Source organism: Streptomyces ossamyceticus (assembly GCF_001418475.1).
GTDB classification, from domain to species: Bacteria; Actinomycetota; Actinomycetes; order Streptomycetales; family Streptomycetaceae; genus Streptomyces; species Streptomyces ossamyceticus.
In genome coordinates this window covers 1-19908 of the sequence record NZ_LIQX01000059.1, presented here as the reverse complement: position 1 = coordinate 19908, position 19908 = coordinate 1, and the positions used below count along the sequence as shown (strand labels likewise).

General features: G+C 71.8%; 20 protein-coding genes. 10 read left to right on the top strand and 10 right to left on the bottom strand.

The features are described 5' to 3' along the window. Both AOK15_RS05595 and AOK15_RS05590 read left to right on the top strand, forming a co-directional pair. Positions 1–985 (top strand): phosphotransferase family protein (locus AOK15_RS05595; protein ID WP_107099345.1); only part of this gene is annotated, 985 nt, incomplete at its 5' end. Then, complete coding sequence (locus AOK15_RS05590) at positions 982–1245, top strand: hypothetical protein (protein ID WP_055513394.1); 264 nt, start codon at positions 982–984, stop codon at positions 1243–1245. The genes AOK15_RS05595 and AOK15_RS05590, both read left to right, overlap by 4 nt. Positions 1246–1431: 186 nt before the next feature. Here the strand turns inward: AOK15_RS05590 and AOK15_RS05585 are convergent, their stop codons facing one another. Next, the gene (locus AOK15_RS05585) at positions 1432–2460 is read right to left on the bottom strand and encodes an SDR family oxidoreductase (RefSeq protein WP_055513392.1); all 1029 of its coding nucleotides are present in this window, start codon (positions 2458–2460) and stop codon (positions 1432–1434) included. 142 nt (positions 2461–2602) lie between these two features. Here AOK15_RS05585 and AOK15_RS05580 point away from each other — a divergent pair, with 142 nt between their 5' ends. Next, on the top strand, positions 2603–3259 hold the full coding sequence (locus AOK15_RS05580; protein ID WP_055513390.1) for a M15 family metallopeptidase: 657 nt from the start codon (positions 2603–2605) through the stop codon (positions 3257–3259). A 335-nt stretch (positions 3260–3594) separates the two neighbouring features. On the opposite strand, the gene AOK15_RS05575 is transcribed toward AOK15_RS05580, so the two are convergent. Both AOK15_RS05575 and AOK15_RS05570 read right to left on the bottom strand, forming a co-directional pair. Then, entirely contained in the window at positions 3595–4260 is a 666-nt protein-coding gene (locus AOK15_RS05575) for an HAD family hydrolase (RefSeq protein WP_055513388.1), read from the bottom strand. A 25-nt stretch (positions 4261–4285) separates the two neighbouring features. Continuing rightward, on the bottom strand, positions 4286–5353 hold the full coding sequence (locus AOK15_RS05570) for a PHP domain-containing protein (RefSeq protein WP_055513386.1): 1068 nt from the start codon (positions 5351–5353) through the stop codon (positions 4286–4288). 105 nt (positions 5354–5458) lie between these two features. Between AOK15_RS05570 and AOK15_RS05565 the strand changes: the two genes are divergently transcribed. Then, entirely contained in the window at positions 5459–5695 is a 237-nt protein-coding gene (locus AOK15_RS05565) for a hypothetical protein (protein WP_055513384.1), read from the top strand. On the opposite strand, the gene AOK15_RS05560 is transcribed toward AOK15_RS05565, so the two are convergent. Further along, positions 5676–6347 carry a VanZ family protein gene (locus AOK15_RS05560; protein WP_055513382.1) on the bottom strand — a complete coding sequence of 224 codons (672 nt, stop codon included), beginning with the start codon at positions 6345–6347 and terminating at the stop codon, positions 5676–5678. The genes AOK15_RS05565 and AOK15_RS05560 overlap by 20 nt on opposite strands. A 92-nt stretch (positions 6348–6439) precedes the next feature. Further along, a complete protein-coding gene (locus AOK15_RS05555; RefSeq protein ID WP_055513380.1) occupies positions 6440–7096 on the bottom strand; it encodes a DUF4230 domain-containing protein in 657 nt (218 codons plus the stop codon). 197 nt (positions 7097–7293) lie between these two features. Here AOK15_RS05555 and AOK15_RS05550 point away from each other — a divergent pair, with 197 nt between their 5' ends. Beyond that, positions 7294–8247 (top strand): ribose-phosphate diphosphokinase, encoded by a 954-nt coding sequence (locus AOK15_RS05550; RefSeq protein WP_055513378.1) that lies wholly within the window; start codon positions 7294–7296, stop codon positions 8245–8247. A gap of 25 nt (positions 8248–8272) precedes the next feature. Here the strand turns inward: AOK15_RS05550 and AOK15_RS05545 are convergent, their stop codons facing one another. Further along, complete coding sequence (locus AOK15_RS05545; protein WP_055513376.1) at positions 8273–9325, bottom strand: LacI family DNA-binding transcriptional regulator; 1053 nt, start codon at positions 9323–9325, stop codon at positions 8273–8275. A gap of 101 nt (positions 9326–9426) precedes the next feature. Here AOK15_RS05545 and AOK15_RS05540 point away from each other — a divergent pair, with 101 nt between their 5' ends. Continuing rightward, the gene (locus AOK15_RS05540; RefSeq protein WP_055513374.1) at positions 9427–11316 is read left to right on the top strand and encodes an amidohydrolase; all 1890 of its coding nucleotides are present in this window, start codon (positions 9427–9429) and stop codon (positions 11314–11316) included. Between the two features lie 296 nt (positions 11317–11612). On the opposite strand, the gene AOK15_RS05535 is transcribed toward AOK15_RS05540, so the two are convergent. Next, positions 11613–13046: an amidase gene (locus AOK15_RS05535; protein ID WP_055513372.1), complete on the bottom strand. Its 1434-nt coding sequence runs from the start codon at positions 13044–13046 to the stop codon at positions 11613–11615. A gap of 72 nt (positions 13047–13118) precedes the next feature. Then, positions 13119–13931: an SDR family NAD(P)-dependent oxidoreductase gene (locus AOK15_RS05530; protein ID WP_055513370.1), complete on the bottom strand. Its 813-nt coding sequence runs from the start codon at positions 13929–13931 to the stop codon at positions 13119–13121. A 236-nt stretch (positions 13932–14167) separates the two neighbouring features. Between AOK15_RS05530 and AOK15_RS05525 the strand changes: the two genes are divergently transcribed. Then, positions 14168–14812, top strand: coding sequence for a TetR/AcrR family transcriptional regulator (locus AOK15_RS05525; protein ID WP_055513368.1), 645 nt, complete (start codon positions 14168–14170; stop codon positions 14810–14812). 67 nt (positions 14813–14879) lie between these two features. Here AOK15_RS05525 and AOK15_RS05520 read toward each other — a convergent pair whose 3' ends face one another. Next, on the bottom strand, positions 14880–15263 hold the full coding sequence (locus tag AOK15_RS05520) for an anti-sigma factor antagonist (RefSeq protein WP_055513366.1): 384 nt from the start codon (positions 15261–15263) through the stop codon (positions 14880–14882). A 147-nt stretch (positions 15264–15410) separates the two neighbouring features. Continuing rightward, positions 15411–15839, bottom strand: a complete 429-nt coding sequence (locus AOK15_RS05515) for a MarR family winged helix-turn-helix transcriptional regulator (protein WP_055513364.1) — start codon at positions 15837–15839, stop codon at positions 15411–15413. 106 nt (positions 15840–15945) lie between these two features. On the opposite strand from AOK15_RS05515, the gene AOK15_RS05510 reads away from it, so the two are divergent. The 3 genes from AOK15_RS05510 to AOK15_RS05500 all read left to right on the top strand — a co-directional run bounded on the left by AOK15_RS05510 (position 15946) and on the right by AOK15_RS05500 (position 19835). Beyond that, entirely contained in the window at positions 15946–17403 is a 1458-nt protein-coding gene (locus AOK15_RS05510) for an aldehyde dehydrogenase family protein (protein WP_055513362.1), read from the top strand. Positions 17404–17666: 263 nt separating this feature from the next. After that, positions 17667–18776 carry an NAD(P)-dependent alcohol dehydrogenase gene (locus AOK15_RS05505; RefSeq protein ID WP_055513360.1) on the top strand — a complete coding sequence of 370 codons (1110 nt, stop codon included), beginning with the start codon at positions 17667–17669 and terminating at the stop codon, positions 18774–18776. A gap of 186 nt (positions 18777–18962) precedes the next feature. Then, positions 18963–19835 (top strand): hypothetical protein, encoded by an 873-nt coding sequence (locus AOK15_RS05500; protein WP_055513358.1) that lies wholly within the window; start codon positions 18963–18965, stop codon positions 19833–19835. Positions 19836–19908 lie beyond the last annotated feature (73 nt).

Sequence of the window (19908 nt, the reverse complement as noted above, 5' to 3'; positions counted from 1 at the left end):
CGCCGAGCGGCTGCCGCTCGGCGGCGGCACCTACAACACGGTCGAGGAACTCCGCCTCACCGACGGCACCCGGCTGGTGCTCAAGATCCCTCCGCCGTCCACCGTCCCCGGCCTGTCCCACGAGCGTGACCTCCTCGTCGGCGAGGCCACGTTCTGCCGTGCGGCCGGGACCGCCGGCGTCCCCGCGCCTGGAGTGGTCGGCGCCGCCCTCGACGAAAGCGCGCCGACGGGCCGCCACGTGCTGCTCAGCCACTGCCCCGGCGCCGGATGGGAGGGACTGACGGCGGAGGGGAAGGCGGAAGTGCGACGCGAGCTGGGCGGCCTGGTGGCCCGGCTGCACGAGGTCACCGGGCCCGGATTCGGCTGTCCGACCGGAGCCCTCGGCCCCCTCGCCCCCGACTGGCGCACCGCCTTCACCACCATGTACGAGGCCGTGCTCGACGACGCCCGCCGCTACGCGGCCTGGCTGCCACGTCCCGTCGACGAGGTGGCCCGTACCGCCCGGCACGCGTACGACGCCCTCGACGAGGTGACCGTGCCGAGACTCGTCCACTTCGACCTGTGGGACGGCAACATCCTCGTGGAGCACGGCGCGTCCGCCCGCGTGGGCGGTCTGATCGACGGCGAGCGCATGTTCTGGGGCGACCCGGTCGCCGACTTCGTCTCCCTCGCGCTGCTCGGCGACATCCGGCAGGACCCGGAATTCCTGGCGGGCTACCGGGAAGCGGGAGGGGACCCCCACCTGTCGCCCCGCGCCGCACGGCGCTACGCCCTCTACCGCAGCTACCTCTCCCTGATCATGCTGGTGGAGACGGTGCCGCGTGAGGCCGGCGCGGACGACATCGCCTGGCGGCGCGAGCGGGTCGCGCCCCATCTGACGGCCGCCCTCGACGAACTGGGCGGCGCCGACCCGGGCCCGTGGGTTTCAGTCGATCGCCGCGAGGTACCCGCGCGCGGTGCACGACAGGAAGGGAGCACGCCGTGACCGATCACCGGCTGGAGGGTCCCGGCGAGAACGGTGACCCGATACCGAGGGACCTGCCCGATCAGCAGGCGACCGAGGACGAGGACCCCTGGGAGGTGGTCCCCGGGCAGGGGACCGGCGGGTCCGAGGACGACGCCGCGTCCGAGGAGACCGGCACCGATGTGCCGGACACGGACGAGGCGGGCACCGGACGCCGGGGCGCGCCCCACTCGGGTGGTGTCCACCCCGAGCAGCCCGTCCCCGACGAGCCGTCCGGCTGATCCGGAGGGCTCGCGGACGCTGCCGCGAGGCGGTCGGCCGCACGGCCGCTGAGGCCGCGACGACTCGGCGCCTCCCCGGTGGGACCCGGGGAGGCGCCGTCATGTCCGGGGGCGTGCTCCTCAGCCGTCGTGGTCCGGGCCCGTCGTGGTCCGGGCCACTGCTCGGCCCACCTTCCGGGCGGCTGCTCAGCCCACCTTCCGGCCCCGCAGCGGTTCCGTGTCGGCGCCGGCACCCTGCCGCAGCCCCTCCAGGAACTCCTCCAGCACCTCCACGGCCGTCCGCTCGGGCCGCCAGTGCAACTCGTCGCGGGCCCGGCTGCAGTCCATCAGCGGCAGCCGCAGCACCGCGTCGAAGAGGTGCGGCGAGGCGGGCAGCAGCCTCAGGTTCCACGCGGCGGCGACCGCCGACCGGACGGCCGCCCGGGGCAGCCGCATGGGCCGCGACCCCGTCATCTCGCCCAGCAGCCCCGCGTCCACGGGCGGCTCCGCCGCCAGGTTGAAGGCGCCGCGCACATCGGAGTGGAGCGCCAGCCGGTACGCGTGGGCGGCGTCGTCGGTGTGCAGCGCCTGCACCCGCAGCCCCGGGATGTCGGGCATGAACGGCAGCAGCTCGGGCCGGGCGAGCGGCCCCGGCAGAAGACGTCCGCCGAAGATCCGGCGCTGCTCGCTCGCCGATTCCCGCTTGAACAGGAACGCGGGCCGCATCCGCACCACCCGCACCTCGGGGTGCTCGTACTCGAAGGAGTCCAGGGCACGCTCCAGATACGCCTTCTCCCGGCAGTACGCGGCGTCCGGCCAGCCGTGCGTGGGCCACGACTCGTCGACGGACCGGTCCCTCGGGCCCGGCGAGTACGCGCCGACCGAGGAGGCGTGCACCAGGGCCGGGACCTTCGCCGCCGCCACCGCCTCGAAGACCCGCATGCTGCCGAGCACATTGGTCCGCCAGGTGGCGGCCGGGTCGTGGGTGGGCTGGAACGCCCACGCGAGATGGACGACCGCCGTCGCCCCCTCGAACTCCTTCGTCAGATCGGCGTCCCCGGACCCCAGGTCCACGGCCGACCACTCCGTCTTCTCGGGCGACCAGTCGGGGACCCGACGGGCGAGGCCCCGCACCTGCCCGACCCGCTCGTCCTCCGCGAGCAGCCGTACCAGGCTCGTTCCGACATTGCCGGTGGCGCCCGTGATCACGATCCTGTCGCCGGACTCCTTGTTCACCGCTGACTCCTCTCGCGCCGCGACTTCCAGGGCCGCCCACGAGTACCCGGACCATGCCGATGCACGCGGCGGCCCTCCCCGGCGGGCGCCGGTCTGGCCGATTCCCGAGGTGCCCCGACGCGCCCACGAGAGGATCACCCCCATGACCGAGATCATCCTGATGTCCGATCCCGAGGTCGCGGCCGTACCCGTGCACGACCGCGACGAGCCGCTCGTCGACGTCCGCCGGGACGGTTCCTTGCCGGTCGACCCCCGCAAGGCCGACGCCACGGGGGCCTACGCCCATCTGCGTGCGGGCGTGCTGGAGAGGCTGGTCCGGGCCCAGTCGCTGCTGCCGGCCGGTCTGCGCCTGCTGTTCGTCGAGGGATACCGGCCCCCGGCGCTGCAACGCCGGTACTTCGAGGAGTACACGGCCGAGATGCGCGCGCTGCACCCCGACTGGGACGCCGCCCGTGTCCGCACGGCGGCCAGCCGCTATGTGTCGCCGCCCGAGCTGGCCCCGCACTCGGCGGGCGCCGCCGTCGACCTGACCCTCGTCGACGCCGACGGCCGCGAACTCGACTGCGGTACGCCGGTCAACGCCAGCCCCGAGGACAGCGCGGGCGCCTGCTACACGGGTGCCGCGAACCTCCCCGCCGAGGCCCGCGCCCACCGGGACACCCTGGGGACCGCCCTCACGGAGGCCGGGCTGGTCAACTACCCCACCGAGTGGTGGCACTGGTCGTACGGCGACCGCTACTGGGCCCTGATGACGGGCGCGCCCGCCGCCCTGTACGGCCCGAGGAACCTCACGGACTGACGCTCCCGCTCACGACGAGCCGACTGCCCCTCCCGCGCACGGAGAACGGCGGTCGCTCCCGCTCACGAAAAGGAGAAGCCCCGACCGGACGGGGGAATCACGGTCGGGGCGGTCTGTGTGTGGGTGCGGATGGCGGTCGCCTCTCGGCGAAACGCTCCACAGGGCTTCAGCCGAACGATCGTCCCTGTGGGCAAAAGGTGAGGCCCGGGGACACTGTCCCATCCACACCCACGGTTTGTTCAACGGACAACCATCCGTTGCTGTTCCCTCCGTTCCGGAGCTCGCCGGTGATCCGCGTCACGTCGCCAGGGCGGGCCGCGGCGGCCCACGTCAGGTCATTCCTCGCGGCCCAGCGGGCTGTCGTCCAGCGCGGCCAGCAGATGCGCCGGATTCCGGAACACCATCTCCGCGCCGGCCGCCTCCAGCTCGGGACGCGGGATGCCCCCGCTGAGCACGGCCACACAGCGGACCCCCGCCCGCACGCCGGCCCGCATGTCCCACACCGTGTCCCCGACGAACACCGACCGCTCGGCCGGGGCCTTCGCCAGCTCCAGCGCGTGCTCCACCGGGTCGGGGGCCGGTTTGCCCTCGGCCACGTCCTCCGCACTCGCCGTCGCCATGATGGCGTCGTCCGCGCCGATGGCGCGCCGCAGCGCGGCCAGCTCAGGACCGCTGGCGGACGTCGCCAGCACCACCCGCCAGCCCTGCCCGTCGAGCCGCCGCAGCAGTCGTCCGGCCTCCGGCAGCGGGGGCAGCCGCTCGAAGTACGTCCCGTACAACGCCTTGTGCGCCGCGCTCAGCGCGTCGCTCTCCTCCGGCTTCGGCTCCTCGGCCAGCACATGGGTGATCAGGTCCCGCGACGGCAGCCCCACCGCCCGGTGGATGTCGTGCATCGCCACCTGGTGCCCGGCCTGACGGAACGCCTCCCACCAGGCGACCACATGCAGATGGTTGGTGTCGACGAGGGTCCCGTCGACATCGAACACAGCGGCCTTGGCCATGACGCACCTTTCCTCACATCGGGTGTCACTTCTCGCGTTCCGTAAGGGGCGGTGCTCCCCGCGGGGCGCCCGGCACGGGCACCTCCCGGTCGTGGGCCCACCGCAGCAGGTCCTCCACGCCCCACGTCGTCACCACCCGGTCCTCGGGTACCCCGCACTCCTCGGCTCGCGCACACCCGTGGATCTGCCAGGTCAGCTGCCCCGGCGCGTGCGCGTCCGTGTCTACCGAGAACAGCACCCCCGCCTCCACCGCCCGCCGCAGCAGCCGCCGGGGCGGGTCCAGCCGCTCCGGCCGGGAGTTGATCTCCAGGGCCGTGCCGGTCTCCGCGCAGGCCGCGAACACCGCGTTCGCGTCGAACTCCGACTCCGGCCGGCCCCGCCCGGTGAGCAGCCGCCCCGTGCAGTGCCCCAGTACGTCGGAGCGCGGGTCACGGACCGCGGCGACCATCCGCCGGGTCATCGACCGGGCGTCCATCCGCAGCTTGGAGTGGACCGACACCACCACGACGTCGAGGCGGTCCAGCAGCTCGGGTTCCTGGTCCAGCGAGCCGTCGTCGAGGATGTCGCACTCGATGCCCGTGAGCAGCCGGAACGGCGCCCAGGTCTCGTTCAGCGCGGCCACCACGTCCAGTTGTTCGCGCAGCCGCTCGGGGGACAGCCCGCGGGCGACGGTCAGCCGGGGCGAGTGGTCGGTGAGGACCGCCCACTCGTGGCCGAGGCGGGCGGCGGTCCGGCCCATCTCCTCGATCGGGCTGCCCCCGTCCGACCAGTCCGAGTGCACATGGCAGTCGCCCCGGATCAGCTCCCTCAGCCGGTGGCCGCCGTCCGTGAGCGGGTTCTCGGCCTCCCGCTCCAGCTTCCCCAGATAGTCCGGCACCTGCCCGGCCAGCGCCTCCCGCACCACCTGCGCGGTCTTCGGCCCGATCCCCTTCAGCGACTCCAGCGACCCCGATCCCGCCCGCTCGGCCACCTCGTCCGCCGGGAACGCGCCGAGCACCTCGGCGGCCGTACGGAACGCCCGTACGCGATATGTGGGGGCCCGGTCCCGCTCCAGCAGGAAGGCGATCCGCTCCAGGGCCTCGACGGGATCCATGGCACCTCCAGCGTTCCGCTTACAGACTCGCCCAGGCGCCGGGTACCCGCACGGCGGCCGTCCGCCGCCCGGTCACGGACGGGGGAACGGGCCTACGCTCTAGACATGACGGAAATCGCGAGTCCCTACATCTCCCATCCCCGGGTGATCGTGCTCGGGGTGCAGCCGGGTACGCCGCCGTTCCGGATCGTGGAGATCGACGGTCAGGTGGTCGGCGAGGCCAAGGCGATGACGGACGTGCTCCAGGCCGCCGCGGCGTACGGGATCACCGTCCATGACCTCGACGACCCGGAGCAGGTGCGCTGGGTGGGCGGCGACAAGTTCACTTGGACGCCGCGCTAGCCCGTTCGGCGGTGCCGGATCCTCCCTTGGCCCGGCGGGGCAGGCGCCAGGCGACCTTGCGGGAGGCTGCCTTGCGGGCGCCCTGCGGCCGCCCGGCGGTGCCGCCGCGCGGGGTCTTCGGCCGTTTGCGCGCGGCGGGCGCGTGCACGGCCCGGCCGAGCCGCCGGCCGAGCAGCAGATAGCCCAGCAGCGCGCCCGTGGTGTTGAGGATGACGTCGTCGATGTCGAACGCGCGACCGGTCACCAGTGCGCCCTGCACCAGTTCGACCAGCAGCATCATCAGGGCCGTCAGCGCGGGCACCCGCAGCAGTCCGCGGGTCCCCGGCGCCAGCACCGGCAGCAGGATGCCGAAGGGCACCCCCAGCAGGACGTTCCCGCCGAGCTGCTTGACGGCGTCACGCGGGGACGGGTGGTGCCAGTAGAGCTCCAGGGAGCTGCCGGGGCGCAGGTTGCTGTGTGTGAGGGCCTCCGACGCCGGCGACGGCTGGAGCGTGAGCCCCGCGAGCACCGCGCCGAACGCCACCATGGCCGCGAAGGCCAACGCCATCACCAGCACCCGCACGGGCAGCGGAAGGGGCCGTCGATCGCCTTGCGCGGTCGGCGAACGGCGGCCCGAGACGGTGGACCGGGAACGTGCGGTCGTACGGGCCATCCAACCCTCCCAGTATCAACTTCCTTGTGTGTCAAGGTGGTTACCCCCGAAGCGCCCGGCGATGCGCGCTCCGGGAGGTCCCGGTGGGTGGGTCAGCCGCCGTAGGTCACCTTCACCTCCTTGAAACCGAGGGACTTCAGCAGCCCTTCGAGCATGTCGGTGGTGTTGGCCTCGGCGCGGTCCGTGAGCCTGCTGTCCTCGGCGGCGTCGCCGATGTGCTTGACGGCGAGCCGCTGGACGGCCTGCTCGCCGTTGGGGTTGTCGGAGAACAGGTCCCCGAGACGGTCGAGGAGGCCGCGCTGCTTGGAGACGGCGTAGGAGTGCTCGGTGTCGAGGGCGGGGGTGCCGAGCCGGGCGTGCGGGAGGTTGATGGTGGCCGAGGTGCGGTCCTTGTTCACCTTCACGTCGTCGTCGCCGACCTTGCCGAGGTCGACATAGGCGTCCACGGTGCCCGCGCCGACGTACAGCGTGCGGGTACCGCGGATCGCGTCCGGCAGGTACTTGGCGTCCTTCTCCAGGTCGACGACCACCTGGAAATTGCCCGAGGCGGCCTCGTAGCGGCTCATGTCCTGGATGGACCGGAGCAGTGTGGGCCCCGAGCGGTCGTGCTCCTCGGTGCCGAACATGTCGTCGAACCCCTTGAAGACCAGCAGCCTCAGCGCGGCCAGCAGCACCACGATGAGGACCACCACGGCTATGAGCACCTTGGCCCAGCCGGGCAGACGCGTGTGCTTGATGGACGTCGTCATGTCGACGGTCCTCCTTCCTGATTCAACGAATGCCCGCAGAGACCTTGGGGGAACGCGGAGTTGGGGATTGTCCGTACTTCGCCGTAGACCGGAGGCACCCTTCGGCCCGCGGCGGACGCCGGAAACGGCGTAGAAGGGACGGCCAGTAGCATGAGCCGCGCAACCCGTATTGATCATGTTCATGCGAGGAGCCGACCGTGCGTGACATCGCCGTCTTCACCGGCAGCGCCCACCCCGAACTGGCGGAAGAGATCTGCGCGCACCTCGGGGTGCCGCTGAGCCCGTCACGGGTGAGCCGGTTCGCGAACGACTGTCTGGAGGTGCAGCTCCAGGGCAACTGCCGGGAGCGGGACGTGTTCCTGGTGCAGCCGCTGGTCGCGCCGGTGCAGGAGCACCTCGTCGAACTGCTCCTGATGTGCGACGCGGCGCGCGGCGCCTCGGCGGGCCGGATCACCGTGGTCATGCCGCACTACTCGTACGCCCGCTCCGACAAGAAGGACGCCCCGCGCATCTCCATCGGCGGTCGTCTCGTCGCGGATCTGCTGGTCTCGGCGGGGGCCGGGCGGGTGCTCACGATGACCCTGCACTCGCCGCAGGTGCACGGCTTCTTCTCGGTGCCGGTCGATCATCTGCACGCGCTGCGGGAGCTGGCCGCGCATTTCCGCCAGTACGACCTGAGCCGTACGACGGTCGTCTCCCCGGACCTGGGAAACGCCAAGGAGGCGGCGGCGTTCGCGCGGATGATCGGCGCACAGGTCGCCGCGGGGGCCAAGCAGCGCTTCGCCGACGACCGGGTGAGCATCAGCTCGGTGATCGGCGAGGTCGCCGGGCGGGACGTCATCGTGCTCGACGACGAGATCGCCAAGGGCAGTACCGTCCTGGAACTCCTCCAGCGGCTGCGGGAGCTGGGGCCGCGGTCGATCCGGGTGGCCTGCACACACGGGCTGTTCGCGGCGGGGGCCCTCAAACGGCTGGGCGAGCAGCCGGACGTCCTGGAGATCGTGTGCACCAACACGGTGCCCGTGCCGGTCGAGGAACGCACCGAGAAGCTGCGGGTCCTCTCCATCGCCCCTGCCTTCGCCGAGGCCGTGCGCCGGATCCACAACGGCGAGTCCGTCAGCGCGCTGTTCGACGCGCTGCCGGGGCACTGAGAGGTCGTTTCCAGGGGCCCTGCGGTCACGACGTGCCGTTCTTCCGCCGCACCGGGCGCCTGGTGGACCTGCGAGGGGAGAGCGTCGGCTGCACGAGCCGCCGCCGGTCGACGCGGCTGCGGGCGTTGATGAGGGAGACCAGCAGGTCGACCGCTTCGTCGCCCACCCGGTCCGGGCGGAGGCTGAGCGTGGTGACGGGCGGCGTCGTCATCGCGTACTCCGGATCCTCGCTGATGCACGCCACCAGCAGATCCTGCGGCACCCGAAGCCCGTGGTGCCGGGCGGCGGCGAGGATGTTGTGGCCGGAGTCGGAGTAGACGCCGATGACGGCGTCCGGTCGTGGATCGCCTTTGAGGAGCCGGCCGACCGCGTCCTGCTCGGCCGTGAAGTAGTCGGGCAGCGAGTCGTACTCTTCGACGAGGGCGGGCAGGTCGCCTCCGTCGCACCACGACTGGTACGCGCGTGCGATCAGGCGCGGGTACGCGTCGTCGTGAACGGGAAGGGAGAGCCCGATCCGCCGGGCGCCGGACTCCACGAGGTGGTCGAGCAGGAGGCGCAGGCCCGCTTCGTAGTCGGTGTCGACCCACACGTCGCACCAGTGCGGCTGGGGCGGCCGACCGTCGCAGACCACGGGGATGCCACGCTCCCGCAGGAGGGAACGCACCGGGTCGTCGGCGCGCGGATCGACGTGGATGACGCCGTCCATAGGCGCGTTGAGCCACATCCACGGTGACAGCGAGTTCGGCATCACCGTGAGCAGGTAACCGCGCTCGTGCGCCGCCGCCATGGCACCCAGCGTCAGCCGCGCGTAGTACGGGATCTCGGTGTACGGGACGGGAAGGTCGCCGTACGTCGTCATGGTCAGGCCGAGCACTCCGGTGCTGCCGCGAGCCAGGGCCCGGGCCGTGCTGGCCTGGGCGTAACCGAGTTCGCGTGCCGCTGCGAGTACGCGCTGCCTGGTCGCCTCGGACAGCCGTCCCGTGCCGTTGAGCGCGTTCGACACCGTGGCCGTGGACACCCCGGCCCGTGCGGCAACTGCCCCGAGCGTGGGACGCCGCCAGACACGCGAGCTCGTCATCGGTACCCCAACAGCCCTGTGGCGGCTTGTGGTTAAAACATTAACCACACACGGTACCGGGCGGCGGCGGCCGGTACGGCCGCCGGGTGAGGAGTGATCAGATGTCAGATGTCTTCGACGGCACCGCGGAAGGGTCCGCGGGTGGCCTGCGGCGGCGGACGTTCCTGGCCGCGACCGGGGCGGGTGCCCTCTCGGTGGCCGGTGCCGGTACGGCAGCCCGGGCGGCGACCGGCCGGGCCCCGGTGCGGGCGGCCACCGTGGTGCTGAACGGGCGGGTGTTCACCGGAACCACCGGCAGCGCGCGAGCGCAGGCTCTGGCCGTCGGCACCGACGGAAAGGTTCTCGCGGTCGGTAGCAACGCGCACATACGCCGTCGCATCGGTCCGCGTACCGTCGTCATCGACGCCGACGGCGGTACGGTCATGCCGGGCATCCAGGACGGGCACATGCACCCGCTCGGGGCGGCCGCGCAGTCCCTGAACCCGTCACTGGGCAATGCGAGCATGACGGTCGAGCAGTTCCGCGTGAGGATCCAGGAAATGCTGGACGCCTCGGCGGCGCAGGAACCGGACGGCTGGCTGCAGGTGAGCGACTGGAACCCCGTTGGCCTGCTGCCCGCAGGCACGGTGGCTGACAAGTCGCTGCTCGACTCGCTGAACACCAGACGCGCGATCTACCTGCAGGGTTCCGACTTCCACAACAGCCTTGCCAACAGCCGGGCGCTCGCCCTCGCGGGAGTCGACCGCACCACCCCCGACCCCGCGGGCGGAAAGATCGTCCGCGGTGCCGACGGGGAACCGACCGGTCTGCTGGTGGACGACGCCCAAGGACTCGTCAACCAGGTGATCCCTCCGCCGAGTCCCGACCTGATCCTCGCCGCCCAGAAGAAGATGGCCGGCGCGCTCCTGGCCGCGGGCATCACGTCCTTCCTCGACGCAGCCAGCGCCGAGGCGTCCCTCGAGACCTACGCCGAACTCATGGCCAAGGGCGTGCTGCCGCAGCGGATCACCCCCGCGCTGGTGGTCGACGCGGAACTCGCCAGGAGGCCCCAGGAGGCGGCCGAGTTCCTGCGTGGCGTGCGCAAGCGGTTCACCGGACCGGACCGCCTGCGGCTGACCACGGTCAAGGTGTTCCTCGACGGGGTGATGGAGTTCCCGGCGCAGAGCGCCGCCCTGCTGGCCCCGTACCTGGACGCCCAGGGCAGGCCGACCGACAACCGCGGTCCCCTCCACGTCAGCGACCGGGACTACCGGGCCCTCGTCCGCCGCCTGGACGCGGACGGCTGGCAGATGCACGCCCACGCCATCGGCGACCGGGCCGTACGCGCGGCCCTGAACGCCTACGAGGCTGTCGCCCGCCCCGGCCGCCGTGGCCGACGGCACACCATCACCCACCTCCAGCTGGTGCACCCCGACGACTACCGGCGCTTCGCCCGCGCCGGAGTGGTCGCCAGCATGCAGCTGCAGTGGGCTCTGTCCTCCTCGTTCACCAACGACGCGCTGAAGCCCTACATCGGGCCCGAGCGATACGCGCGCCTGTACCCGGCCCGGAGTCTGGCCAAGGCGGGGGCCTTGCTGGCCGGTGGCTCGGACTGGCCGGTCGACCCGCTGGCTCCCTTCACCCAGATCGCCACCGCGATCGACCGCAGCAACCCGGAGGAGAATCAGCCGCCTCTCAACGCCCGCGAAGGGCTGACCCGCACCCAGTCGCTGGTCATGCACACCGCGGGCGCGGCGCACCAGTTGCACGACGGGGGCTCGGGAACCGTCTGTCCGGGCAAGCGGGCGGATCTGATCGTCCTCGACCGGGACATCACCAAGGTGTCTGTGAAGGACATCCGCGCCACCAAGGTTCAGTACACCCTGATCTCCGGACGGGTGGTCCACGACGCGGGATCCGAGACGGGACGGGCCCGAGTCGAGGCGGCGCAGCGCATCGGCGCGCAGGGCACCGGCCGGACGTCGGGTGGTTCCTGCTGCCAAGGGCACTGACCCGCACAGACCGACGCGCCCCGGATTCCCCGAGCAAGGGTCGGGGCGCGGTCGGGAGGGCGTGAGAGAGCACCACAGCCCTGGCGGTACCTTCCAGGGCCCGGAGGGTGATCTCCTCCGTACCGCCGTGGGCACGGGTCGCCCTCAGGACGTGACGTCGCCCGCTGTCGGCGTCCTCGACCAGCACGACCTGGTCCTGGGTGCTGCCCAGGTCGGCCGCCCCGACAGGGTCGGGTCGGGGCGCGACGCGGGTGGCGCCGTCGACCGCGGCTTCGTCGGTGAACGACCGGCGCCCCTCAACCCTGGTGGGTCAGCCCGGGCCGCCAGTCCGGGTCGTTCCAGAGGCCGAGACGGGCCTCGGCTGCCGCCCCGAGGCGGAACGCCGTCGGATCGTCGAACGGCCGGGCGACGATCTGCACGCCGGTCGGCACGCCGTTGCCCGCGCGACCCGAGGGCACGTTGAGGACCGGATGCCGGCTCGCGATGTTGAAGAGCTGGGTCAGGCACTGGCTGACGAGGTTGGCGAACCGCACGCCCTCGGCGAGTTCGACGGACTCCGCGGCCGTCGCGTCCGCCGGGTAGCCGGTGGTGGCCATGGTCGGGCAGATGATGGCGTCGTGGTCGCGGTGGATCTCGGCGAGCACGGCGTGCATGCGGGCCTCCTCCTCCGCGATCCGCAGGGTGCCGAGGTTCTCCAGGGCCGCCCCGCACGCCTCGACGACATCGAGGACGTTCCGGGACCACCGCGGATCGTCGACCGGTGCCCACTCGCGTACGGAAGGCCCGAGGAGCAGGCCGTAGTGGGCCATCGCGGTGGCCATGATCGACTGGCGGGTGATCGGGATCTCGACCGGGGTCACCTCGGCTCCGGCGTCCCGCAGGGCGCTCGCGAAGCGCTCGATGTTGGCCGCCGCCTCGGGGACGACCGGGAAGTCACCGATGGTGACGGCGAGCGCGACCTTCAGTCCCGCACACGATCCGAAGGTCGTCGGGAGCGGTGGAGCAGCCGGTACCGAGGCGTGGTCCACGGGGTCGGGTCCGGCGATCACGTTCTGGAAGAGGGCGCAGTCGGTGACCGTGCGGGCCATCGGCCCGTCCTGGCAGTACGTGTCGAGGCTGGTCGGCGGTAGCGAGGGCACCCGTCCGTAGGGCGGCCGGAACCCGACGACGCCGCACAGAGCCGACGGGACCCGGATGGAGCCCGCGATGTCGGAGCCGGTGGCCAGCGGGGCGAGTCCGGCAGCCAATGCCGCGCCCGAGCCGCCCGACGAACCACCGGGGCTGTAGTCGAGGTTCCAGGGGTTGCGGGTGACGCCCCACAGCGCGGAGTGGGTGGTCACGGCGATCGAGAACTCCGGCGTCGTGGTCCGCAGGTGCAGGACCGCGCCGGCGTCGATCAGTCGCTGGACCATGGGTTGTGTCTGCGTCGCGACGTTGCCCTCGGTCAGCAGGGAGCCCAGGCGATGGGACCTGCCGGCGATCGGCATCTCCTCCTTCACCGCGACCGGGACACCTTCGAGCGCCCTGGGCGCCGGGCCCTTCCCCGCATACCTGGCCTCGGCGGCCCGCGCGACCTCGCGGGCCTCGTCGAACATCTCCTCGGCGACGGCGTTGACCTCGCTGGTCTTGGCGACCCGTTCGATCAGTGAGTCCAGGACTTCCACCGGGGACAGCTCGCGGCGCCGAAACGCTCCCAGCATCTCGTCGGCCGACAGATAGTTCAGATCCATCCTTCGTTTCTCCTGACTGGGGGCATGGCGGGTGGACAGACGGGTGGAACAAGGGACCGCGCGTCGCGCGGGCTACCGCGTGAACAGGGTCTGAGGGCCGCCTGCCGAACCCGGCCCGCGTTCCTCCTGGATGGAGTTGCCGCCGTCCACCACGAACAGCTGTCCCGTGATGTACGACGACTCCGGTGAGGCCAGGAACGCCACCAGGCCGGCCACCTCGTCGGGCCGTCCCGCGCGCCCCACCGGCGTCGCCGCCCCGAGGGCGTCCACGTGTTCGTCGAGCCCTCCGGTCGCGATCCAGCCGGGGGCCACGGCGTTGACCGTGATGCCCGACGACGCCGTGTCCACGGCCGCGGACCGGGTGAGACCGATCAGGCCCGCCTTGGCCGCGTGATAGGCGACATCGCCCTGGTAGGCCATCACCGGACCCGAGAGCGACGACATGTTCACCACCCGGCCGTACCCGCGGTCGAGCATCGGCCGGAGCGCGGCCCGGGTCATGTAGAACACGGTGTCGAGGTTGCGTGAGAGCGCCGAACGCCACTGGTCGTCGGAGGCCGTCGCGAGGCTCGAAGGATCCTCGGGCTGGACCACGGAAGCCATACCGGCGTTGTTGACGAGAACGTCGACCCGGCCGAACGCGTCCATCGCCTCGGCCACCACCGACTCGGCGAACCGTGGATCCGTGAGATCGCCCGCGATCCCCCGCACGGTGCAGCGCCCCGCAAGCTCGGCCACCCGCTCGTGGATCCGCCCGGTGGTCGAGGTGATCAACAGCGAGTGGTCCTCGGCGAGCCTCTCGGCGCAGGCGTAGCCGATGCCGGACGCGCTGCCGACCCCGGTGACGATCGCGACAGGCCGGCCGTCGGCGCTGGTCGGGTTCATACGGTGCTCACCCTCGAATCACTGGACGCCCGATGGCGTGACTGAGTTGGACGATCGTCACAGTAGAGGCAGCGAGGCGACGTGACAATGGGCTCAAACAGCCTTACTTATCTCAGTTCGATGAGCAGCATCGCTCAAGAAGTGAGTTGTACGTTCGTTCCAGTTTCAGGAAAGGTATGATTCCTCGGCCCGCCACACGGGCGGGTCACCCACAGGTGAGAGGGACGAGGACAGACATGAGCCGGTCCGGCGGATCCGCCCCGCAGCGCGACACCCCTGTCCTGACCGAGCGCGGTGGGGTCCGCAGAGCGGCCATCCTGGAAGCGGCCCTGCGGGTCATCGGGGACAAAGGGCTCGCCGGGCTCTCCATGCGTGCCATCGCGACGGAAGCGGGGTTGCCGCTGGGAGCTCTCGGCTACTACTTCAAGACCAAGGACGACCTGATCCTCGAGGCGTTCGAGTTGCACACCCGGCGGGAGGCGGACCGGGTTCTCGCGGCCTTCGCGGGTGTCGGCAGCGGCGACCACGCCGACGACGTCGCCGAGCACCTCACGGCGTTCATCCGGCATGGACTGACCGAGGCACGGACGAGCCTGGTCGCGGAGTACGAGTTTCTGATCGAGGCGACCCGCAGGCCGGATCTCGCGCGTGTCTCGCGGGCCTGGCGCCAGGCGTTGCAGATCCAGGTCGGCCACGTCGCGAGCCGGCTCGGCTCGGACGATCCCGGGACGGACGCGGAGATCCTTCTCTCGGTCGTCGCGGGGCTGGAGATCGACCATCTCTCCACGCCGCTCGACCCGTCGACGACGCAGGCGATCCGCGCCGCGCTCCGCCGCACGGTCACGAGGCTCGGACTCCGGGGTGACGCCGAGCGGCTGTAGGTCCGGCGTCGCAGGGAACGGGGTCGGGCTTCAGAGGCCGTTCACGAGGAAGGGCCCCCGAAGCGCGTCATAACGTGCCGGAGGTGGCCTCGGGCTGTTCCAGGGCCGCTTCCAGCGAGGGCGCCGGGGGCAGCAGCCGGGACAGGCCCGTGACCTTGAGGACGCGCAGGGTGAGCGGATGGGTGCAGACCAGGCGCAGCTCACCGCCCCGGTCGAGGACCCGGTGCCGGGCCCGGTGGAGCAGGCGCAGGCCGGAGCAGTCGAAGAACTCGACGTGCCTGAGGTCGATCACGATCCGGGCGCCGGGGCGGCCGGTCAGCGCGTCCAGGTGCGGGATGATCTCCACGGCCGCCGCGATGTCGATCTCGCCGTGGAGTTCGAGCACGGTGCGGCCGCGGTCCTCGCGCACGCGCAGATGGCCGGTGCCCGGAGGTGTGGGGTCGCTCGACACGACGGCATCGCCTCCAACCGGACTGTGTGAGGGCAAAACCCGTCCCCGCTCTGCAAGTTACCCCCGTCAGGGTGAATTTCAGCATGTTCGATTGACATATGTCTTTGATTTCTTCGGCCGGTCGTCCGGAATTTTGCGCACCACGGTCTACGACAGTGCCTGCCATGCCTTGGACAGGGCCTGCCGGAACTGTTCGGCCTGGTGCGCCGTGAGCTCCCGGATCATGCGTTCCTCCAGGTCACGCACTGGTTCGGCGAAGCGGGCGAGCAGCTCGCGCGCGTCGTCGGTGAGCAGGATCCGCAGCTCGCGCCGGTTGTGCGGATTGCGCTCCCGGCGCACCAGGCCACGGTTCTCGAGGCTGCGGACCAGATCCGCGATGGACTGGGCGGTGACGAACGAGTCCCGGGCGAGCTGCGCCGCCGAGAGCCCGTCGTGCCGCTCCAGCACGGTCAGGGAGGTGTACTGCAGGGCCGTGATCCCGGCCGGTCTCACCAGCTCGTCCAGGTGCGAGCGGACAACCAGCTCGACCTGTTTGACCATATAGAGCAGGGACGGAGGTGCCTTGGTGCCGACCATGGGGGTCAGCGTAGGGCATTGACAGGAAACCTGTGTGTGTTGAGACTGCGGACCAACAGGATTCCTGTTTGTTGAACACTTAGCGATCAAGGCTGGGGAGTGGGCAATGACGACCACCTTCGAGAGCGGACCGGGGCGGCTGTTCATCGGTGGACAGTGGCGCGATGCGGCCGACGGGGCACGGACGGACGTGGTCGACCCGTCCACGGGGCAGGTGGTCACGACCGTCGCGGAAGCGGGCGCCGCCGACGTGGACGACGCAGTACGGGCCGCGCGTGCGGCCTTCGACAGCGGAGCCTGGTCCCGGCTGAGCGGCCGGGAGCGCGGCCGGGTGCTCCACCGGGTCGCCCAGCTGATCCGTGAGAACGCCGACGACATCGCCGCGCTGGAGAGCCAGGACGTCGGCAAGCCCATCACGCTCTGCCACGCCGTCGACGTGACGAACGCGGCCAACGACTACGAGTACTACGCCTCCCTCGCCTGGACCCTGGACGGCGGCCACCGCGACGTCCCCATGAACCGCCTCGCCTACACCAAGCGCGGTCCGATCGGCGTCGTCGGCGCGATCACCCCCTTCAACTTCCCGCTCATCCTCGCCGGCAGCAAGATCGCCCCGGCGCTCGCGGCAGGAAACACGGTCGTCCACAAACCCGCCGAGGAGACCCCGCTCAGCGCCCTCTACATGGCGGAGCTGCTCAAGAAGGCCGGCGTCCCCGACGGCGTCTACAACGTGGTCACCGGCACGGGCCCGGTCGCAGGCGAGGCCCTGCTCCGCCACCCCGGCGTCGACAAGATCGCGTTCACCGGTTCCACCGCCGTCGGCCGGCACGCGGCGAGCGTCGCCGGTGAGGGCCTGAAGCCGGTCACGATGGAGCTCGGCGGCAACGCGGCCCACATCGTCTTCGAGGACGCCGACATCGAGAAGGCCATCGGCGCCGTCATCAAGGGCTTCGTCTTCAACACCGGCCAGTTCTGCATGGGCGGCCCCCGCCTGCTCGTCGCCCGCCCGCTGTACGAGACCGTCGTCGGCATCCTCGCCGACGCCGTGCCCGGTGTGCCCGTCGGCGACCCCCGGCAGCCCGAGACCGTGGTCGGCCCGATGGCGGGGGAGCGGCACCTGAGGAAGGTCGAGGAGTACGTCGAGCTGGCCCGCAAGGAGGGCGCCCGTATCGTCTGCGGCGGCGAGCGCCTCGACCTGAACGGCGGCTTCTACTACAAGCCCACCGTCATCGCCGACCTCGCGAACGACTCCCGCGTCGTCCAGGAGGAGGTCTTCGGCCCGGTCCTCACCGTGCAGCCCTTCGACACCGAGGACGAGGCCGTCGCCCTCGCCAACTCCACCCCGTACGGCCTCGCCTCGGGCCTGCAGACCACGGACCTGGCCCGCGCCCACCGCGTCGCCGACCAGCTGGAGGCGGGCATCGTCTGGATCAACGACTGGGCCATGCTCGACCCGGCCGTGCCCTTCGGCGGTGTGAAGTCCTCCGGCTTCGGGCGGGAGTACGGCCCCGAGGCCCTGGAGTCCTACACCAAGGTCAAGTCCGTCGTCGTCTCGCTCGACTGAGCGCCCTCCCGGGACCATCGGCGGGCCGCGGCGCTCAGGGGGTGTTGTGAAAGTCCTGCACAGCACCCGCGGCGCCCGGCACGCACCCTCGCCGCACCGGCCAAAGACCCACGTAGCACCGCTACGAGGGCCTTCGTCCGGCACTCCCCCAAGCTCTTCGAGCAGGGGGGACCCCCAGGCCACGCACCGGACACCGCGGGCACCGCACTGGACTTTCACAACACCCCCTAGGCGGCCCGCCACCGAAGAAGGAGTACACGAGCATGTCCACCACCACACGTGCCGCCGTGGTCGAGTCCGGCGGCGCGCCCTTCACGCTCTCCGAGGTCGTCCTCGACCAGCCGGGACCGGGCGAGGCACTGGTCCGCATGGTCGCCGCCGGGCTCTGCCACACCGACCTCGGTGTCGCCAGCGGCGCGCTGCCCTTCCCCCTGCCGGGTGTCCTCGGCCACGAGGGCGCCGGTGTCGTCGAGGCCGTCGGTCCCGGTGTCACCTCCGTCGAGCCGGGCGACCATGTCGTGCTGTCCTTCACCTCCTGCGGCGGCTGCCGCAACTGCCGGGACGGGCACCCGGCGTACTGCGCCACCTGGCTGCCGCTGAACCTGCTCGGCGGTCGCCGCGCCGACGGCACCAGCACCATCAGCCGCGACGGGCAGGACCTCGGCGGCCACTTCTTCGGCCAGTCGTCCTTCGCCGAGCGCGCCCTGGTCGACGAGCGCGGCCTCGTCAAGGTCGACCCCGACGTGCCGCTGGACTCCATCGCCCCGCTGGGCTGCGGCGTCCAGACCGGTGTGGGCGCCGTATGGAACGTGCTGGAACCCCGGGCGGGCAGCACCCTCCTCGTCCTCGGCGCCGGAGCCGTCGGCCTGTCCGCGGTCATGGCCGCCGCCCTCACCCCGGCGACCACGGTCATCGCCGTCGACAAGGTCGCCGGGCGCCTGGAGCTGGCCAAGGAACTGGGCGCCACGCACACGGTGAACGCGAGCGAGGTCGCCGACATCGCCGAGGCCGTCATGGAGATCACCGGCGGCCAGGGCGTCGACGGCGCCGTGGAGACCACCGGCAGCGTCTTCGTCCTGCGCAAGGGCGTGGACGCCCTGGCCGCGCGCGGCACCCTCGTCATCGTCGGCGCCCCGCCGTTCGGCACCGAGGTCTCCCTCGACGTCAACGGCATGCTCGGCGGCAAGCGCGTCGTCGGTCTCACCCTGGGCGACAACGAGATCCAGACCGCCATCCCCGTCCTCGTCCAGCTGGTCAAGGACGGCAAGCTCCCGCTGGAGCGTCTGATCAGCCGCTACAAGTTCGAGGACATCGACCGGGCGGTGGCCGAGATGAGCGACGGCACCAGCATCAAGCCCGTTCTGACGTTCTAACCCGGGCCTTCCCTCCGAGCCTGAGCCCCCCGAGCCCGAGCCTTCCCTCCGAGCCGCGCAGTCCCCGCGTGGCTCCGGCCCGGTGGGTGACCGCGTACCAGGTCACCCACCGGGCCGTCGAACGTCCGGGGCCCCTGCGGCGTCGGAGGAGGGAGAGCATGTTCGAAAGCGAGCAAGGGGTGGGGAATGCGCAGAGGGCTCATGGTGACGGCGGTCGCCCTGACCGTGCTGGCGGTGGGCTGCGGCGCCGACGGGGAGCACAGCGCGGTGATCACCGGGACACCGCCCGCCACTCCGTACGACGGACCGCTGTACGTGCCGCACAAGGAGGTCGACGAGGACGGCGCCGACGCCATGCGGACGGAGTCGGGCGCCGCCGGCCGGGCGCTGGAGTGCGACGGCGAGCTCTACTCGGGCGGCGGCGGCCCGGGTGGCTGGGGCAAGGACGACGGGGGCGAGACGCCCGAGGAGGGGCTGGAGGCGTACTTCGACATCGAGCAGCCCGACGTACCGCGGGAGGGCTACCGTCTGGAGCGCGAGGAGAAGGACCGGGCCCTCTTCTCGTACGACGTGGACGGCCGCACCAAGGTCGCCGTGATCGTCGCCAAGGACCGCGAGGACAGCCCCGGCTGGGGCCCCGAGACCAGCGCGTCCTGCGACCCGGCCGAACTGCCCGCGAGCTGGACGGACTCCCAGTGGTACGAGATCTGGACCGACGCGAAGGGCCGGCGGGTGCCGATCACCACCGTGCACAGCTCCGAGGGCGCCGAGCACTGCGACTGGCAGAAGGCCCACTTCCTGTCGACGGGCCGGGACGGGGCCGACGACAGCGGGCTGTACGGCCGTGACCCCGAGGGCGTCCTCCCCGACGGGATGCTCACCTCCCCCTACGACGGCGACGTCCGCCTGCCCGAGGCGGCCCGCGACACCGGGTACCGCTACGAGGACGAGGACTGGGAGCTGTGGCTGGTCGAGGACGACCCGTCGAAGGCGTACGTCCGCACCCCGGACGGCGTCGAGCTGTGGCCCCGGGTGGCCGACGGTCACGGCTGCGCCTGACCGGGGGCTCACCGCGTCGGCGTGGGGCGGAAGCCCGGGGACCGCGTCGGCGCGGGGCGGCGGGCCGGGCGGG

Bases quoted from the DNA above. Each gene is read 5' to 3' on its own strand.
- AOK15_RS05525 (WP_055513368.1), top strand. From the start codon at position 14,168: ATGAGCCGGTCCGGCGGATCCGCCCCGCAGCGCGACACCCCTGTCCTG.
- AOK15_RS05570 (WP_055513386.1), bottom strand. From the start codon at position 5,353: ATGGATCCCGTCGAGGCCCTGGAGCGGATCGCCTTCCTGCTGGAGCGG.
- AOK15_RS05535 (WP_055513372.1), bottom strand. From the start codon at position 13,046: ATGGATCTGAACTATCTGTCGGCCGACGAGATGCTGGGAGCGTTTCGG.
- AOK15_RS05540 (WP_055513374.1), top strand. From the start codon at position 9,427: ATGTCAGATGTCTTCGACGGCACCGCGGAAGGGTCCGCGGGTGGCCTG.
- AOK15_RS05530 (WP_055513370.1), bottom strand. From the start codon at position 13,931: ATGAACCCGACCAGCGCCGACGGCCGGCCTGTCGCGATCGTCACCGGG.
- AOK15_RS05500 (WP_055513358.1), top strand. From the start codon at position 18,963: ATGCGCAGAGGGCTCATGGTGACGGCGGTCGCCCTGACCGTGCTGGCG.
- AOK15_RS05555 (WP_055513380.1), bottom strand. From the start codon at position 7,096: ATGACGACGTCCATCAAGCACACGCGTCTGCCCGGCTGGGCCAAGGTG.
- AOK15_RS05510 (WP_055513362.1), top strand. From the start codon at position 15,946: ATGACGACCACCTTCGAGAGCGGACCGGGGCGGCTGTTCATCGGTGGA.
- AOK15_RS05575 (WP_055513388.1), bottom strand. From the start codon at position 4,260: ATGGCCAAGGCCGCTGTGTTCGATGTCGACGGGACCCTCGTCGACACC.
- AOK15_RS05545 (WP_055513376.1), bottom strand. From the start codon at position 9,325: ATGACGAGCTCGCGTGTCTGGCGGCGTCCCACGCTCGGGGCAGTTGCC.
- AOK15_RS05565 (WP_055513384.1), top strand. From the start codon at position 5,459: ATGACGGAAATCGCGAGTCCCTACATCTCCCATCCCCGGGTGATCGTG.
- AOK15_RS05505 (WP_055513360.1), top strand. From the start codon at position 17,667: ATGTCCACCACCACACGTGCCGCCGTGGTCGAGTCCGGCGGCGCGCCC.
- AOK15_RS05515 (WP_055513364.1), bottom strand. From the start codon at position 15,839: ATGGTCGGCACCAAGGCACCTCCGTCCCTGCTCTATATGGTCAAACAG.
- AOK15_RS05580 (WP_055513390.1), top strand. From the start codon at position 2,603: ATGACCGAGATCATCCTGATGTCCGATCCCGAGGTCGCGGCCGTACCC.
- AOK15_RS05560 (WP_055513382.1), bottom strand. From the start codon at position 6,347: ATGGCCCGTACGACCGCACGTTCCCGGTCCACCGTCTCGGGCCGCCGT.